Origin of the sequence: Staphylococcus saccharolyticus (assembly GCF_900458815.1) — a bacterium.
In the GTDB taxonomy this organism is placed as follows: domain Bacteria; phylum Bacillota; class Bacilli; order Staphylococcales; family Staphylococcaceae; genus Staphylococcus; species Staphylococcus saccharolyticus.
The window spans coordinates 951,887-966,748 of record NZ_UHDZ01000001.1; the positions used below are offsets into that span (position 1 = coordinate 951,887).

Annotated in this window: 4 protein-coding genes, 28 tRNA genes, 3 rRNA genes and 3 pseudogenes; all 38 read left to right on the top strand. The window is 39.6% G+C overall.

Features of this window, described 5'->3' with window-relative positions; all coding sequences use genetic code 11:
- Positions 1–34 precede the first annotated feature (34 nt).
- The 38 genes and pseudogenes from DYE57_RS04585 to DYE57_RS04765 all read left to right on the top strand — a co-directional run bounded on the left by DYE57_RS04585 (position 35) and on the right by DYE57_RS04765 (position 14,737).
- Entirely contained in the window at positions 35–493 is a 459-nt protein-coding gene (locus DYE57_RS04585) for a peroxiredoxin (protein WP_115313049.1), read from the top strand.
- A 2-nt stretch (positions 494–495) separates the two neighbouring features.
- Positions 496–1,446: a phosphoglycerate dehydrogenase gene (locus DYE57_RS04590; RefSeq protein ID WP_115313050.1), complete on the top strand. Its 951-nt coding sequence runs from the start codon at positions 496–498 to the stop codon at positions 1,444–1,446.
- Between the two features lie 95 nt (positions 1,447–1,541).
- Positions 1,542–1,997: a peroxide-responsive transcriptional repressor PerR gene (gene perR, locus DYE57_RS04595; RefSeq protein WP_115313051.1), complete on the top strand. Its 456-nt coding sequence runs from the start codon at positions 1,542–1,544 to the stop codon at positions 1,995–1,997.
- 634 nt (positions 1,998–2,631) lie between these two features.
- A 16S ribosomal RNA gene (locus DYE57_RS04600) occupies positions 2,632–4,182 on the top strand.
- Between the two features lie 94 nt (positions 4,183–4,276).
- Positions 4,277–4,353, top strand: a tRNA-Ile gene (locus DYE57_RS04605).
- 19 nt (positions 4,354–4,372) lie between these two features.
- A tRNA-Ala gene (locus tag DYE57_RS04610) sits at positions 4,373–4,448 on the top strand.
- Positions 4,449–4,680: 232 nt separating this feature from the next.
- A 23S ribosomal RNA gene (locus DYE57_RS04615) occupies positions 4,681–7,602 on the top strand.
- 66 nt (positions 7,603–7,668) lie between these two features.
- Positions 7,669–7,783, top strand: a 5S ribosomal RNA gene (rrf, locus tag DYE57_RS04620).
- Together the 16S, 23S and 5S rRNA genes with 28 tRNA genes alongside form the textbook arrangement of a ribosomal RNA operon.
- A gap of 11 nt (positions 7,784–7,794) precedes the next feature.
- A tRNA-Val gene (locus DYE57_RS04625) sits at positions 7,795–7,870 on the top strand.
- Between the two features lie 6 nt (positions 7,871–7,876).
- A tRNA-Thr gene (locus tag DYE57_RS04630) sits at positions 7,877–7,952 on the top strand.
- A 6-nt stretch (positions 7,953–7,958) separates the two neighbouring features.
- Positions 7,959–8,034, top strand: a tRNA-Lys gene (locus DYE57_RS04635).
- Between the two features lie 8 nt (positions 8,035–8,042).
- Positions 8,043–8,125 (top strand) — tRNA-Leu (locus DYE57_RS04640).
- 3 nt (positions 8,126–8,128) lie between these two features.
- Positions 8,129–8,203, top strand: a tRNA-Gly gene (locus tag DYE57_RS04645).
- Between the two features lie 7 nt (positions 8,204–8,210).
- Positions 8,211–8,299, top strand: a tRNA-Leu gene (locus DYE57_RS04650).
- Positions 8,300–8,314: 15 nt separating this feature from the next.
- A tRNA-Arg gene (locus DYE57_RS04655) sits at positions 8,315–8,388 on the top strand.
- A 9-nt stretch (positions 8,389–8,397) separates the two neighbouring features.
- Positions 8,398–8,471: transfer RNA gene (locus tag DYE57_RS04660), tRNA-Pro, on the top strand.
- 15 nt (positions 8,472–8,486) lie between these two features.
- Positions 8,487–8,562 (top strand) — tRNA-Ala (locus tag DYE57_RS04665).
- Between the two features lie 26 nt (positions 8,563–8,588).
- Positions 8,589–8,662, top strand: a tRNA-Met gene (locus DYE57_RS04670).
- A 27-nt stretch (positions 8,663–8,689) separates the two neighbouring features.
- Positions 8,690–8,763, top strand: a tRNA-Ile gene (locus DYE57_RS04675).
- A 9-nt stretch (positions 8,764–8,772) separates the two neighbouring features.
- Positions 8,773–8,862 (top strand) — tRNA-Ser (locus DYE57_RS04680).
- A 9-nt stretch (positions 8,863–8,871) separates the two neighbouring features.
- Positions 8,872–8,947 (top strand) — tRNA-Asp (locus tag DYE57_RS04685).
- 36 nt (positions 8,948–8,983) lie between these two features.
- A tRNA-Ser gene (locus DYE57_RS04690) sits at positions 8,984–9,076 on the top strand.
- Between the two features lie 10 nt (positions 9,077–9,086).
- Positions 9,087–9,160: transfer RNA gene (locus DYE57_RS04695), tRNA-Met, on the top strand.
- A 14-nt stretch (positions 9,161–9,174) separates the two neighbouring features.
- Positions 9,175–9,250, top strand: a tRNA-Asp gene (locus tag DYE57_RS04700).
- 17 nt (positions 9,251–9,267) lie between these two features.
- Positions 9,268–9,340 (top strand) — tRNA-Phe (locus DYE57_RS04705).
- An 8-nt stretch (positions 9,341–9,348) separates the two neighbouring features.
- Positions 9,349–9,424, top strand: a tRNA-Thr gene (locus tag DYE57_RS04710).
- 1 nt (position 9,425) lies between these two features.
- Positions 9,426–9,509: transfer RNA gene (locus DYE57_RS04715), tRNA-Tyr, on the top strand.
- Positions 9,510–9,518: 9 nt separating this feature from the next.
- Positions 9,519–9,592 (top strand) — tRNA-Trp (locus DYE57_RS04720).
- A 2-nt stretch (positions 9,593–9,594) separates the two neighbouring features.
- Positions 9,595–9,667 (top strand) — tRNA-His (locus DYE57_RS04725).
- A gap of 11 nt (positions 9,668–9,678) precedes the next feature.
- A tRNA-Gln gene (locus DYE57_RS04730) sits at positions 9,679–9,750 on the top strand.
- A gap of 5 nt (positions 9,751–9,755) precedes the next feature.
- Positions 9,756–9,829 (top strand) — tRNA-Cys (locus tag DYE57_RS04735).
- Positions 9,830–9,839: 10 nt separating this feature from the next.
- Positions 9,840–9,914: transfer RNA gene (locus DYE57_RS04740), tRNA-Gly, on the top strand.
- A 10-nt stretch (positions 9,915–9,924) separates the two neighbouring features.
- Positions 9,925–9,999 (top strand) — tRNA-Gly (locus tag DYE57_RS11830).
- A 42-nt stretch (positions 10,000–10,041) separates the two neighbouring features.
- Positions 10,042–10,124, top strand: a tRNA-Leu gene (locus DYE57_RS04745).
- A 479-nt stretch (positions 10,125–10,603) separates the two neighbouring features.
- Positions 10,604–11,354, top strand: a pseudogene (locus DYE57_RS04750) (trypsin-like serine peptidase).
- A 413-nt stretch (positions 11,355–11,767) separates the two neighbouring features.
- The gene (locus DYE57_RS04755) at positions 11,768–12,826 is read left to right on the top strand and encodes a PTS sugar transporter subunit IIC (RefSeq protein WP_115313052.1); all 1,059 of its coding nucleotides are present in this window, start codon (positions 11,768–11,770) and stop codon (positions 12,824–12,826) included.
- Between the two features lie 126 nt (positions 12,827–12,952).
- Positions 12,953–14,016 (top strand): annotated as a pseudogene (locus DYE57_RS04760) (ABC transporter substrate-binding protein/permease).
- Positions 14,009–14,737, top strand: a pseudogene (locus tag DYE57_RS04765) (amino acid ABC transporter ATP-binding protein). The pseudogenes DYE57_RS04760 and DYE57_RS04765 overlap by 8 nt, the downstream one beginning before the upstream one ends.
- Positions 14,738–14,862: the final 125 nt, after the last annotated feature.

Sequence of the window (14,862 nt, forward strand, 5' to 3'; positions counted from 1 at the left end):
ATAAAACCAACACTATTAAGAAGTAGGTGAACACATGATTAAAAAAGGCGAGCAATTTCCATCTTTTTCGTTAGAGAATCAAAATGGTAAAGTAATAACTAATGATACAATTAGAGGGCGCAAAGCGATTCTGTATTTCTATCCAAGAGATAACACACCAACATGTACAACAGAAGCGTGTGATTTTAGAGATTATTTATCAGATTTTAATCATTTAGGTGTAGATGTTTACGGAATTAGTGCTGATTCTAAAACTAAACATCAAAATTTTATAAAGAAACACCAATTAAATTTTGACTTACTGGTAGACGAAGATTACAAATTAGCAGATAAAGTTGGTGTTTACCAGTTAAAAAAATCATTCGGCAAGGAAAGTATGGGAATTGTACGAACTACATTTGTTATAGATGAAAATGGATATATATTAGATATCATTGAAAAAGTAAAAGTTAAAACTCAAATAAGCGAATTAAAAACTATTTTGGAGGGTTAATCGTGAAGATTGTCAGCTTGAATAGATTGAAAGAGATAGAAGATGAGTTAAGAGCTAAATTTCCTAGTGAAACGTTCAAATTTTATGATAAGGTAGAAAGTGTCTCAATAGGAGATAGAAAGACCTTAGATATTTTAATAGGTTATAATGGAAAAATTGATAAAAGCTTTATTGAAGAATGTGAAAATTTAAAATGGATAGGCTGGTTTGCGACAGGAGTAAATAATCTTCCATTAGATTATATAAATGACAAAAAAATAATTCTAACTAATGGGCGAGGTATTCAAGCTAAACAATTATCTGAATTTATTATCGCATTTATATTGGATGACTATAAGAAAATGAGAACGTCATATAAAAATCAAGTTGCTAAAAAATATGATCGTAGTCTGACTGGTAAAAGAGTTAAAGGAGAAAAATTATTATTTTTAGGCACTGGTGCTATTGCTCAAAAAACTGCATACTTAGCTCAAGCCTTTGGAATGAAAGTAATAGGAATCAGTAAATTCGGCAAAGAAAAAGAACATTTTGATGAAATCTTTTCGTTAGATAAGTTAGATAAAGTGATAGACGATGCAGATATCATTGTTAACTCACTACCTGAAACTAAAGAAACTATCCATTTACTCCAAAGAGGAGATTTTGAAAAGATGAAAGACGATGCATTGTTTATAAATATTGGAAGAGGAACGATAGTAGATGAACAAGTTATGGTAAATGTACTGAAAGATAAACTTATTCGACATGCATATTTAGATGTTTTTGAAAATGAGCCTCTCAATAGTGACAATTCGTTATATGAATTAAATAATGTAACAATTACTGCACATATTACAGGCAATGATAAAAATATTAATCGAGAAGCGACAAATATTTTTGAAAGAAATCTTGAATATTTTCTCAATAACAAAGATGTAATTGAGAATAAAGTTGATCCTAATAAAGGATATTAGTTGAAAACTACACGTACTTATTGACATTTATTTATAGCAACAGTTATATTAGTATCAAGTAATAATTATTATTAATTAGAAAGATGGTGAATTCAATGAGTGCGGAATTAGAGTCAATAGAACATGAACTTGAAGAATCAATTGCTTCTTTGAGAAAAGCTGGAATTCGTATAACTCCACAAAGACAAGCAATCATTCGCTATCTTATTTCTTCACATTCACATCCAACAGCTGATGAGATTTACCAAGCTCTTTCACCTGATTTTCCTAATATAAGTGTTGCGACAATATATAACAATCTCAGAGTTTTTAAAGACATTGGTATAGTAAAAGAATTAACATATGGCGATGCATCGAGTAGATTTGACTTTAATACTAATAATCACTACCACATTATTTGTGAAAAGTGTGGAAAAATAGTAGATTTCCATTATCCTCAATTAGATGAAGTTGAACAATTAGCTCAACACGTTACTGATTTCGATGTAACGCATCATCGTATGGAGATTTATGGCATATGTAAAGAATGTAAGGAAAGCGAAAAGTCATAAACTTGTAAAACCAAGAGGTTTCGATAAAGAAAAAAGATACTAGTCTCAATCAAACTGAGGACTAGTCTGAAGAGGTTCAAGATATATCAACAAATTGATCTTGAGACTTAAATAATTCTTGTCGATACCTCTTAATTTATGTTTCTTTTTAATAGTGTGAATAATATAAGTTTAAACTCTATTATCAAAACATTCTATTTACACTTTATAAATCTATTCTTCTTAATGAAGAAATAAATTCACTCATAAAGTAATTTTGAACATAAAAACTTTGATATATTTATTGACGATAACAAGATAACTTGGTAATATATAAAAGTCGTCAAAAACAGATTAATTAATTGAAAACTTAAAGTAAAAAGCATTAAGCAGATATTAATAAAGTGTAATTTTGACTATTGAATTTTCACGATAAACACTATAAGATATTATTTGTTGAATTAATTAAGAACAAACAAGAAATAAAATAAAAAAATTATTCTTGACTTAATGAATTCATTTTGATACAATAATGTGTTGTAAGTGTTAATGAACATTGAAAACTGAATGACAATATGTCAACGTTAATTCCAATAAACAGTAACGAAACGTTACAAACTATTAGTATTTATGAGCTAATCAAACATCATAATTTTTTATGGAGAGTTTGATCCTGGCTCAGGATGAACGCTGGCGGCGTGCCTAATACATGCAAGTCGAGCGAACAGACGAGGAGCTTGCTCCTCTGACGTTAGCGGCGGACGGGTGAGTAACACGTGGATAACCTACCTATAAGACTGGGATAACTTCGGGAAACCGGAGCTAATACCAGATAACATGTTGAACCGCATGGTTCAACAGTGAAAGACGGTCTTGCTGTCACTTATAGATGGATCCGCGCCGCATTAGCTAGTTGGTAAGGTAACGGCTTACCAAGGCAACGATGCGTAGCCGACCTGAGAGGGTGATCGGCCACACTGGAACTGAGACACGGTCCAGACTCCTACGGGAGGCAGCAGTAGGGAATCTTCCGCAATGGGCGAAAGCCTGACGGAGCAACGCCGCGTGAGTGATGAAGGTCTTCGGATCGTAAAACTCTGTTATTAGGGAAGAACAAATGTGTAAGTAACTATGCACGTCTTGACGGCACCTAATCAGAAAGCCACGGCTAACTACGTGCCAGCAGCCGCGGTAATACGTAGGTGGCAAGCGTTATCCGGAATTATTGGGCGTAAAGCGCGCGTAGGCGGTTTTTTAAGTCTGATGTGAAAGCCCACGGCTCAACCGTGGAGGGTCATTGGAAACTGGAAAACTTGAGTGCAGAAGAGGAAAGTGGAATTCCATGTGTAGCGGTGAAATGCGCAGAGATATGGAGGAACACCAGTGGCGAAGGCGACTTTCTGGTCTGTAACTGACGCTGATGTGCGAAAGCGTGGGGATCAAACAGGATTAGATACCCTGGTAGTCCACGCCGTAAACGATGAGTGCTAAGTGTTAGGGGGTTTCCGCCCCTTAGTGCTGCAGCTAACGCATTAAGCACTCCGCCTGGGGAGTACGACCGCAAGGTTGAAACTCAAAGGAATTGACGGGGACCCGCACAAGCGGTGGAGCATGTGGTTTAATTCGAAGCAACGCGAAGAACCTTACCAAATCTTGACATCCTCTGACCCCTCTAGAGATAGAGTTTTCCCCTTCGGGGGACAGAGTGACAGGTGGTGCATGGTTGTCGTCAGCTCGTGTCGTGAGATGTTGGGTTAAGTCCCGCAACGAGCGCAACCCTTAAGCTTAGTTGCCATCATTAAGTTGGGCACTCTAAGTTGACTGCCGGTGACAAACCGGAGGAAGGTGGGGATGACGTCAAATCATCATGCCCCTTATGATTTGGGCTACACACGTGCTACAATGGACAATACAAAGGGCAGCGAAACCGCGAGGTCAAGCAAACCCCATAAAGTTGTTCTCAGTTCGGATTGTAGTCTGCAACTCGACTATATGAAGCTGGAATCGCTAGTAATCGTAGATCAGCATGCTACGGTGAATACGTTCCCGGGTCTTGTACACACCGCCCGTCACACCACGAGAGTTTGTAACACCCGAAGCCGGTGGAGTAACCTTTTGGAGCTAGCCGTCGAAGGTGGGACAAATGATTGGGGTGAAGTCGTAACAAGGTAGCCGTATCGGAAGGTGCGGCTGGATCACCTCCTTTCTAAGGATATATTCGGAATATCTTCGTAGAAGATGAGGAATAACGTGACATATTGTATTCAGTTTTGAATGTTTATTATCATTCAAGTGAAAATGGGCCTATAGCTCAGCTGGTTAGAGCGCACGCCTGATAAGCGTGAGGTCGGTGGTTCGAGTCCACTTAGGCCCACCATTTATTAATTACATATTTTGGGGGCTTAGCTCAGTTGGGAGAGCGCCTGCTTTGCACGCAGGAGGTCAGCGGTTCGATCCCGCTAGTCTCCACCATTTTTATTGTACATTGAAAACTAGATAAGTAAGTAAAGATTTTACCAAGCAAAACCGAGTGAATAGAGTTTTAAATAAGCTTGAATTCATAAATAATCGCTAGTGTTCGAAAGAACACTCACAAGATTAATAACGTGTTTTTGTTTTAAACTTTAAAAGAAATCGTTTTTCAGGTAACGAATGGAAACGAAGCCATATGAAAGCGATTGACTTAAAGTTGAGCGAAAACAGAGATTAAGTTATTAAGGGCGCACGGTGGATGCCTTGGCACTAGAAGCCGATGAAGGACGTTACTAACGACGATATGCTTTGGGTAGCTGTAAGTAAGCGTTGATCCAGAGATTTCCGAATGGGGGAACCCAACATGAGTGATGTCATGTTATTGACATGTGAATTCATAGCATGTCAGAAGGCAGACCCGGAGAACTGAAACATCTTAGTACCCGGAGGAAAAGAAAGAAAAATCGATTCCCTGAGTAGCGGCGAGCGAAACGGGAAGAGCCCAAACCAACAAGCTTGCTTGTTGGGGTTGTAGGACACTCTATACGGAGTTACAAAAGAACATGTTAGACGAATCATCTGGAAAGATGAATCAAAGAAGGTAATAATCCTGTAGTCGAAAACGTATTCTCTCTTGAGTGGATCCTGAGTACGACGGAGCACGTGAAATTCCGTCGGAATCTGGGAGGACCATCTCCTAAGGCTAAATACTCTCTAGTGACCGATAGTGAACCAGTACCGTGAGGGAAAGGTGAAAAGTACCCCGAAAGGGGAGTGAAAGAGAACTTGAAACCGTGTGCTTACAAGTAGTCAGAGCCCGTTAATGGGTGATGGCGTGCCTTTTGTAGAATGAACCGGCGAGTTACGATCTGATGCAAGGTTAAGCAGCGAATGTGGAGCCGTAGCGAAAGCGAGTCTGAATAGGGCGTTGAGTATTTGGTCGTAGACCCGAAACCAGGTGATCTACCCTTGGTCAGGTTGAAGTTCAGGTAACACTGAATGGAGGACCGAACCGACTTACGTTGAAAAGTGAGCGGATGAACTGAGGGTAGCGGAGAAATTCCAATCGAACTTGGAGATAGCTGGTTCTCTCCGAAATAGCTTTAGGGCTAGCCTCAAGTGATGATTATTGGAGGTAGAGCACTGTTTGGACGAGGGGCTTCTCTCGGGTTACCGAATTCAGACAAACTCCGAATGCCAATTAATTTAACTTGGGAGTCAGAACATGGGTGATAAGGTCCGTGTTCGAAAGGGAAACAGCCCAGACCACCAGCTAAGGTCCCCAAATATATGTTAAGTGGAAAAGGATGTGGCGTTGCCCAGACAACTAGGATGTTGGCTTAGAAGCAGCCATCATTTAAAGAGTGCGTAATAGCTCACTAGTCGAGTGACACTGCGCCGAAAATGTACCGGGGCTAAACATATTACCGAAGCTGTGGATTGTCCTTCGGACAATGGTAGGAGAGCGTTCTAAGGGCGTTGAAGCATGATCGCAAGGACATGTGGAGCGTTTAGAAGTGAGAATGCCGGTGTGAGTAGCGAAAGACGGGTGAGAATCCCGTCCACCGATTGACTAAGGTTTCCAGAGGAAGGCTCGTCCGCTCTGGGTTAGTCGGGTCCTAAGCTGAGGCCGACAGGCGTAGGCGATGGATAACAGGTTGATATTCCTGTACCACTTAGTATCGTTTTAATCGATGGGGGGACGCAGTAGGATAGGCGAAGCGTGCTGTTGGAGTGCACGTCTAAGCAGTAAGGCTGAGTGTTAGGCAAATCCGGCACTCATCAGGCTAAGCTGTGATGGGGAGAGGAAATTGTTTCCTCGAGTCGTTGATTTCACACTGCCGAGAAAAGCCTCTAGATAGATAACAGGTGCCCGTACCGCAAACCGACACAGGTAGTCAAGATGAGAATTCTAAGGTGAGCGAGCGAACTCTCGTTAAGGAACTCGGCAAAATGACCCCGTAACTTCGGGAGAAGGGGTGCTCTTTAGGGTTTACGCCCAGAAGAGCCGCAGTGAATAGGCCCAAGCGACTGTTTATCAAAAACACAGGTCTCTGCTAAACCGTAAGGTGATGTATAGGGGCTGACGCCTGCCCGGTGCTGGAAGGTTAAGAGGAGTGGTTAGCTTCTGCGAAGCCACGAATCGAAGCCCCAGTAAACGGCGGCCGTAACTATAACGGTCCTAAGGTAGCGAAATTCCTTGTCGGGTAAGTTCCGACCCGCACGAAAGGCGTAACGATTTGGGCACTGTCTCAACGAGAGACTCGGTGAAATCATAGTACCTGTGAAGATGCAGGTTACCCGCGACAGGACGGAAAGACCCCGTGGAGCTTTACTGTAGCCTGATATTGAAATTCGGCACAGCTTGTACAGGATAGGTAGGAGCCATTGAAACGTGAGCGCTAGCTTATGTGGAGGCGTTGGTGGGATACTACCCTAGCTGTGTTGGCTTTCTAACCCGCACCACTTATCGTGGTGGGAGACAGTGTCAGGTGGGCAGTTTGACTGGGGCGGTCGCCTCCTAAAAGGTAACGGAGGCGCTCAAAGGTTCCCTCAGAATGGTTGGAAATCATTCACAGAGTGTAAAGGCATAAGGGAGCTTGACTGCGAGACTTACAAGTCGAGCAGGGTCGAAAGACGGACTTAGTGATCCGGTGGTTCCATATGGAAGGGCCATCGCTCAACGGATAAAAGCTACCCCGGGGATAACAGGCTTATCTCCCCCAAGAGTTCACATCGACGGGGAGGTTTGGCACCTCGATGTCGGCTCATCGCATCCTGGGGCTGTAGTCGGTCCCAAGGGTTGGGCTGTTCGCCCATTAAAGCGGTACGCGAGCTGGGTTCAGAACGTCGTGAGACAGTTCGGTCCCTATCCGTCGTGGGCGTAGGAAATTTGAGAGGAGCTGTCCTTAGTACGAGAGGACCGGGATGGACATACCTCTGGTGTACCAGTTGTCGTGCCAACGGCATAGCTGGGTAGCTATGTATGGACGGGATAAGTGCTGAAAGCATCTAAGCATGAAGCCCTCCTCAAGATGAGATTTCCCAACTTCGGTTATAAGATCCCTCGAAGATGACGAGGTTAATAGGTTCGAGGTGGAAGCGTGGTGACACGTGGAGCTGACGAATACTAATCGATCGAAGACTTAATCAAATAAAAATGTTTTGCGACACAAAACCTTACTTACTATCTAGTTTTGAATGTATAAACATTCACTTGTCTGGTGACAATGGCAAGGAGGTCACACCTGTTCCCATGCCGAACACAGAAGTTAAGCTCCTTAGCGCCGATGGTAGTCGGACTGACGTTCCGCTAGAGTAGGACGTTGCCAGGCAAATTATATTCGGAGAATTAGCTCAGCTGGGAGAGCATCTGCCTTACAAGCAGAGGGTCGGCGGTTCGAACCCGTCATTCTCCACCATTGATAGCCGGCCTAGCTCAATTGGTAGAGCAACTGACTTGTAATCAGTAGGTTGGGGGTTCAAGTCCTCTGGCCGGCACCATCTTTTGAGCCATTAGCTCAGTTGGTAGAGCATCTGACTTTTAATCAGAGGGTCAGAGGTTCGAATCCTCTATGGCTCACCATTACTTACGCGGGTGTGGCGGAATTGGCAGACGCACTAGACTTAGGATCTAGCGCCTTTACGGCGTGGGGGTTCGAATCCCTTCACCCGCATATGCGGAAGTAGTTCAGTGGTAGAACACCACCTTGCCAAGGTGGGGGTCGCGGGTTCGAATCCCGTCTTCCGCTCCATTATTTTGCCGGGGTGGCGGAACTGGCAGACGCACAGGACTTAAAATCCTGCGGTGAGAGATCACCGTACCGGTTCAATTCCGGTCCTCGGCACCATATTTATTTAATAATGCGCCCGTAGCTCAACTGGATAGAGCGTTTGACTACGGATCAAAAGGTTATGGGTTCGACTCCTATCGGGCGCGTTTATTCTACGGGAATTAGCTCAGCTTGGTAGAGCACTTGGTTTGGGACCAAGGGGGCGTAGGTTCGAATCCTGTCTTCCCGATAGTACATTTTTTTTGGGGGCTTAGCTCAGCTGGGAGAGCGCCTGCTTTGCACGCAGGAGGTCAGCGGTTCGATCCCGCTAGTCTCCACCATTATTAAAATTTACAAACTACATAACGGCGGTGTAGCTCAGCTGGCTAGAGCGTACGGTTCATACCCGTGAGGCCGGGGGTTCGATCCCCTCCACCGCCACTACTATTAGTTGTAGAATTATATTTAGGACCTTTAGCTCAGTTGGTTAGAGCTAACGGCTCATAACCGTTCGGTCGCAGGTTCGAGTCCTGCAAGGTCCATATAATTTTGGAGGAATACCCAAGTCCGGCTGAAGGGATCGGTCTTGAAAACCGACAGGGGCTTAACGGCTCGCGGGGGTTCGAATCCCTCTTCCTCCGTTTTTTGATGGTCCCGTAGTGTAGCGGTTAACACGCCTGCCTGTCACGCAGGAGATCGCGGGTTCGATTCCCGTCGGGACCGCCATTTTAGAATTATAGTAGCGATTTGCCTATAAATAGTGGAGGAATACCCAAGTCCGGCTGAAGGGATCGGTCTTGAAAACCGACAGGGCCTTAACGGGCCGCGGGGGTTCAAATCCCTCTTCCTCCGCCATTATTATTATCGCGGGATGGAGCAGTTCGGTAGCTCGTCGGGCTCATAACCCGAAGGTCGGTGGTTCAAATCCGCCTCCCGCAATATTATCTTTTATAGGTCGTGTAGTGTAGCGGTTAACACGCCTGCCTGTCACGTAGGAGATCGCGGGTTCGATTCCCGTCGAGACCGCCATTACGAATTATTATTTAGGTTCAGTAGCTCAGTTGGTAGAGCAATGGATTGAAGCTCCATGTGTCGGCAGTTCGATTCTGTCCTGAACCATATTTGTTGCCGGCCTAGCTCAATTGGTAGAGCAACTGACTTGTAATCAGTAGGTTGGGGGTTCAAGTCCTCTGGCCGGCACCATGGAGGGGTAGCGAAGTGGCTAAACGCGGCGGACTGTAAATCCGCTCCTTCGGGTTCGGCAGTTCGAATCTGCCCCCCTCCACCATATCTGAATAGGGGCATAGTTCAACGGTAGAATAGAGGTCTCCAAAACCTTTGATGTGGGTTCGATTCCTACTGCCCCTGCCATGGCGGTTGTGGCGAAGTGGTTAACGCATCGGATTGTGGTTCCGACACTCGAGGGTTCGATTCCCTTCAACCGCCCTTATGATTAATGGGCTATAGCCAAGCGGTAAGGCAACGGACTTTGACTCCGTCACGCGCTGGTTCGAATCCAGCTAGCCCAGTTATTGGCGGCATAGCCAAGTGGTAAGGCAGAGGTCTGCAAAACCTTTATCACCGGTTCAAATCCGGTTGCCGCCTCCAGGTTATATATGCGGGAGTAGTTCAACTCTTAGAACACATTCCTTCCCGGAATGAGATATAGGTGCAAATCCTATCTTCCGCTCCAATTAATATATGCGGGAGTAGTTCAATTTTCAGAACACGTTCCTTCCCGGAACGAGGTATAGGTGTAAGTCCTATCTTCCGCTCCATTATTCACTTCCATAGGGGGAAGTTTTTTATTTATGTATTGGGCCGGTGTGGCGGAATTGGCAGACGCGCGGGACTCAAAATCCTGTTCCTTTTTGGAGTGTCGGTTCGATCCCGACCACCGGTATAATTTTATATTTTTTTAGAAACTTTTAGACACATTTAGGATTTATTTTTATGCCACATCTATGTCACAAACTAAAAAATTACTAAGTTTTAATTATTTTATATGAATTATTGAAAATTTTTTGTTTTATTAATGTATTGTAACTATCATATATGAAAACTTAAAATCATAACGAAACAGTTCTTAACATAGATATACACATTTGTCTTCATAGACATATCAGGATTTGATTGCTTTTGACACCAATTGTTATACTAAGTAAATTCATATGTACTCAAAAGTATATTATTTATATATTAATATTTTTAATACCAAAATATATATTAATATAATATTTAAGAAATATTAATGTATAATTAGGCAGTTATAAACAATAGTTAACACATATAATATATATTTTGATTATAATAGATGTTATAAAAGTTATAATGAATATTTAAAATTTTAGGAGGTTTTAAAATGAAAAAAAGTTTTTATCAATGTGTTCAATTGCAATGGTGACACTAGCTACGACGACTCTCATTAATACTTCTTATGAGAGTGAAACTCATCATTCACAAAACCATACTTTACATCAACCTAGCCAGAATAATGTTCTAGATATTACTCAATCGCATAAAAATATTCAACCAAGTCAAGCTAAAAATTATCCAAGTGTTATTTTCCCGAATAATAATTGGCATCAAGTTTTTAACACGACTTACTAATGGTGCACATGGTAATCCACAAAACATAAATGTTCATCCTTCTGCTAAAAACGAGAGAGATTATCCAAATGGAAAATTTGTAGGTCAAGAAATTATACAATATCCTGGAAATAGTGATTTAGCAATTTTAAAAGTATCTCCTAACCAAAATGGTCAACATATTGGAGATGTTGTTAAACCAGCCAAAGTAAGCAATAATAATGATACTAGAATTAACGAAGATATTACAGTTACTGGTTATCCTGGAGATAAACCTCTGGCAACGATGTGGGAAAGTATTGGTAAAATCACTTATATCGGTGGAGAAGAATTAAGATATGATTTAAGTACAGTTGGAGGGAACTCAGGATTTCCTGTATTTAATAGTAAACATGAATTAATTGGTATTCATTGGGGTGGTGTCGATAACAAATACAATTCTAGCGTATATATCAATGATTTCGTTCAACAATTTTTGAGAAACAATATTCCAGTTATAGATATACAGGAAAGTAATACAGTTCTTAACGATAAATCAGCATAAGTATAAATCTGCAATTATAAAGTTAGATTGAATCTTGTACTTTATAACTGTAAGTTTTATATTTTAGCGGTTGGTGAAATACTCACTGGCCGCTATTTTTCAAAATTTTGGTAAAAAGAAAAATACCGTAGACAATATCTTTTATAAGTTTTTATCCAGTTTAAAACTTTAGAGTTAACTTTTAAATACATATACATATTTCATTTAGATTGTTAGTCAACTATAAGTTGGTTTTAAATCATAGAATTTGAGATGAAAATGGCTAAAAATAACTCAATTTTTTTCATGAAATTTGACAACTTCTTGATTTAAAGTTCATTTTTAGATAAACGCAAATAATTTTATTAATAAGTTATTGTTTATCTACTTTATCTATAATACTATTAATTTAATGTAGTATTTGGAGGTTTATAATGAGTAACTCGCAAGTAAATAGTAAGAGTTTTTTTAATAATATTTTAAATGCGGTAGGGGCTGGTGTAGTCATTGCGCTTTTGCCTAATGCTTTATTAGGTGAACTATTGAAATTTTTTAAAGAGGGTAACCATCTATTAGAAACAATCTTTCAATTGGTCACAATTATTCAATCTTTTATGGCTTTTATAATAGGTGTTTTAGCTGCACATCAATTTAAATTTAAAGGTGCGGGAGCTGCGATTATAGGTATATCTGCAATGCTTGGGTCAGGTGCTGTGCATTTTAATGGTCACTCAATTGAATTAAAAGGTATTGGCGATATTATAAATGTAAGTTTAGTAGTTATGATAGCTTGTTTTATATATATGTTCTTAGAAGGAAAATTGGGTTCTTTAGAAATGATTATAGTTCCTGTATTAGTTCCAGTAGTTAGCGGTTTAATAGGTTTATTTACATTACCTTATGTACAAGTGATTACGAAATCAATTGGTAGACTTGTTAGTAAGTTTACTGAATTCAATCCATTGATTATGTCAATATTGATATGTATAACATTTTCTTTATTAATGGTTACGCCTATCTCTTTGGTAGCTATTGCCACAGCTATTCATTTATCTGGATTAGGTAGTGGGGCAGCTAACATGGGAATAGTTGCAGCGTGCGTGACTTTCCTTTTTGGCTCTTTAAGAGTCAATTCTGTAGGAGTTAATATTGTGTTGCTTATTGGTGCAGCAAAAATGATGATACCGGTATATTTAAAGCATCTAATCATTGCTATACCATTAGTTATCAATGGTATTATTTGCGGTATAGTGGCATTTTTATTAAATATTAAAGGTACACCATTGTCTGCAGGTTTTGGTTACACTGGTTTTGTTGGACCAATAAATGCGCTCAATCGTATGTCAGGTGATCCTACAACAAATATTATCTTATTAGTAATCGGGTTTTTTATTGTACCATTTGCTGGTGGATTTATGGTTCATCAATTATGCAAAAAGTTTATCGGTTCTTATAACGATGAAATTTATAAGTTTGAAATTTCAAAAGAATAATAACATTAATGATTGAAGCACTACTCCTTGTTAAATTAGGAGTGGTGCTTTTTATATTGAATTTTCAGAAATCTTGTTGTATAAATATTATTTATCGTGTATAATTATTAATTGAGCTATATAAGTATAAAAAGATTTTTTAAAATGATATTCATCATCACTTTTTTAGTAAGCTATGCAATACTATACATAAATCCAATTGCTAGTGCGGACGAAGATGTAAATTGAAAGAATATAAAAAAAACGTGGGGAACTAAGAGTTGGTTTATCTGCGGATTATGCACCACTTGAATTCGAAAAAACGGTGAACTGTAAAACGGAATATGCAGGTGTTGATATAGAGCTGGCAAAGAAAATTGCAAAAGATAATCATTTGAAATTAAAAATTGTTAATATGCAATTTGACAGTCTTTTAGGTGCATTGAAGACAGGTAAAATCGACGTTATTATATCTGGCATGACTACAAATCCAGAGCGTAAAAAAGAAGTTGATTTTACAAAGCCTTATATGCTAACAAACAATATTATGCTAATAAAAAAAGCAGATAAGGATAATTATCATAGTATCAAAGATTTTGATGGTAAAAAAGTTGGGGCACAAAAAAGTACAAAACAAGAAAAAATTGCTCAGACAGAAATAAATGATAGTGAGGTAACGTCATTAAGCAGGCTTCCAGATGTCATATTAGCATTAAAAAGTGGTAAAGTTTCTAGTGTTGTAATTGAAAAACCTGTAGCTGAAGCCTATTCAAAACAAAATCCGGATTTAGACTTTGCTAACGTGAAATTTAATGAAGAAAAGAAACCGACGTGTATTGCAGTTCCTAAAAATTCTCCTATTATATCGCTGAAATTATTAGAGCAGGAATCAATGCTGTCGATAAAGGTCAAACTGAGGCAGCAACAAGTTTGGGATTGAATTATAGTCAAACAATGAAGGCTGTAGTGATGCCTCAAGCAGTTAAAAATATTTTACCAGCTTTAGGTAATGAATTCGTTACCTTAATAAAAGAATCATCCATTGTTTCTACTATTGGGGTTGGAGAAATAATGTTTAATGCTCAAGTTGTGCAAGGTATTTCATTTGATCCTTTTACACCGTTACTAATAGCGGCAATACTTTACTTCATACTTACGCCTTATTTCGATTAATGAGTTATGTTGAAGGGAGAATGAGAGTCAGTGATTAAAATTAAGAATTTAAATAAAAAATTTGGTGATAATGAGGTACTTAAAGATATTAATTTAGAAGTTCATAAAGGAGAGATTGTTGCGATTATTGGACCATCTGGTAGTGGGAAAAGTACATTATTAAGATGTATGAACTTACTAGAAACTCCTACGAAGGGTCAAGTTATTTTTGAAGGTAATGATTTAACTAGACTAGAAAAGATACACATCTAGATGAGTTAAGACAAAAAATGGGAATGGTGTTTCAAAATTTTAATTTATTTCCATATAAAAAAGTAATTGAGAATATTATGCTTGCACCCGTGCTTTTAAATAAAGGTGATAAAGTAAAACTTCAAGACCGAGCGCTACATTTATTAGATAAAGTTGGACTAAAGGTAAAGCAAATGCGTTTCCAAGCCAATTATTTGGTGGTCAAAAACAAAGAGTTGCAATTGCAAGAGCTTTAGCAATGGAACCAGATGTCTTATTGTTTGATGAACCAACATCTGCTTTAGATCCTGAAGTAGTAGGAGACGTTTTAAAAGTCATGAGAGATTTAGCTAATGAAGGTATGACAATGGTTATCGTTACACATGAAATGAATTTTGCAAAAGAAGTCAGTGATAAACTTGTATTTATGGCGCGGATGGTGTAGTAGTGGAATCTGGTGTTCCAAATGATATTTTTGAACATCCAATACATCAAAGAACTCAAAATTTTTTAGCGAGGGTTTTATAAATAGATTTTGTAAAAGGCGTATGAGATGTACGTCTTTTTTTTAATAAAAACAAACCTTGAAAAGCTAAGAACCTTCAATATATGTTAAAATAACATATGTAATTTTTAGTGAGGGGGCAAAGCTT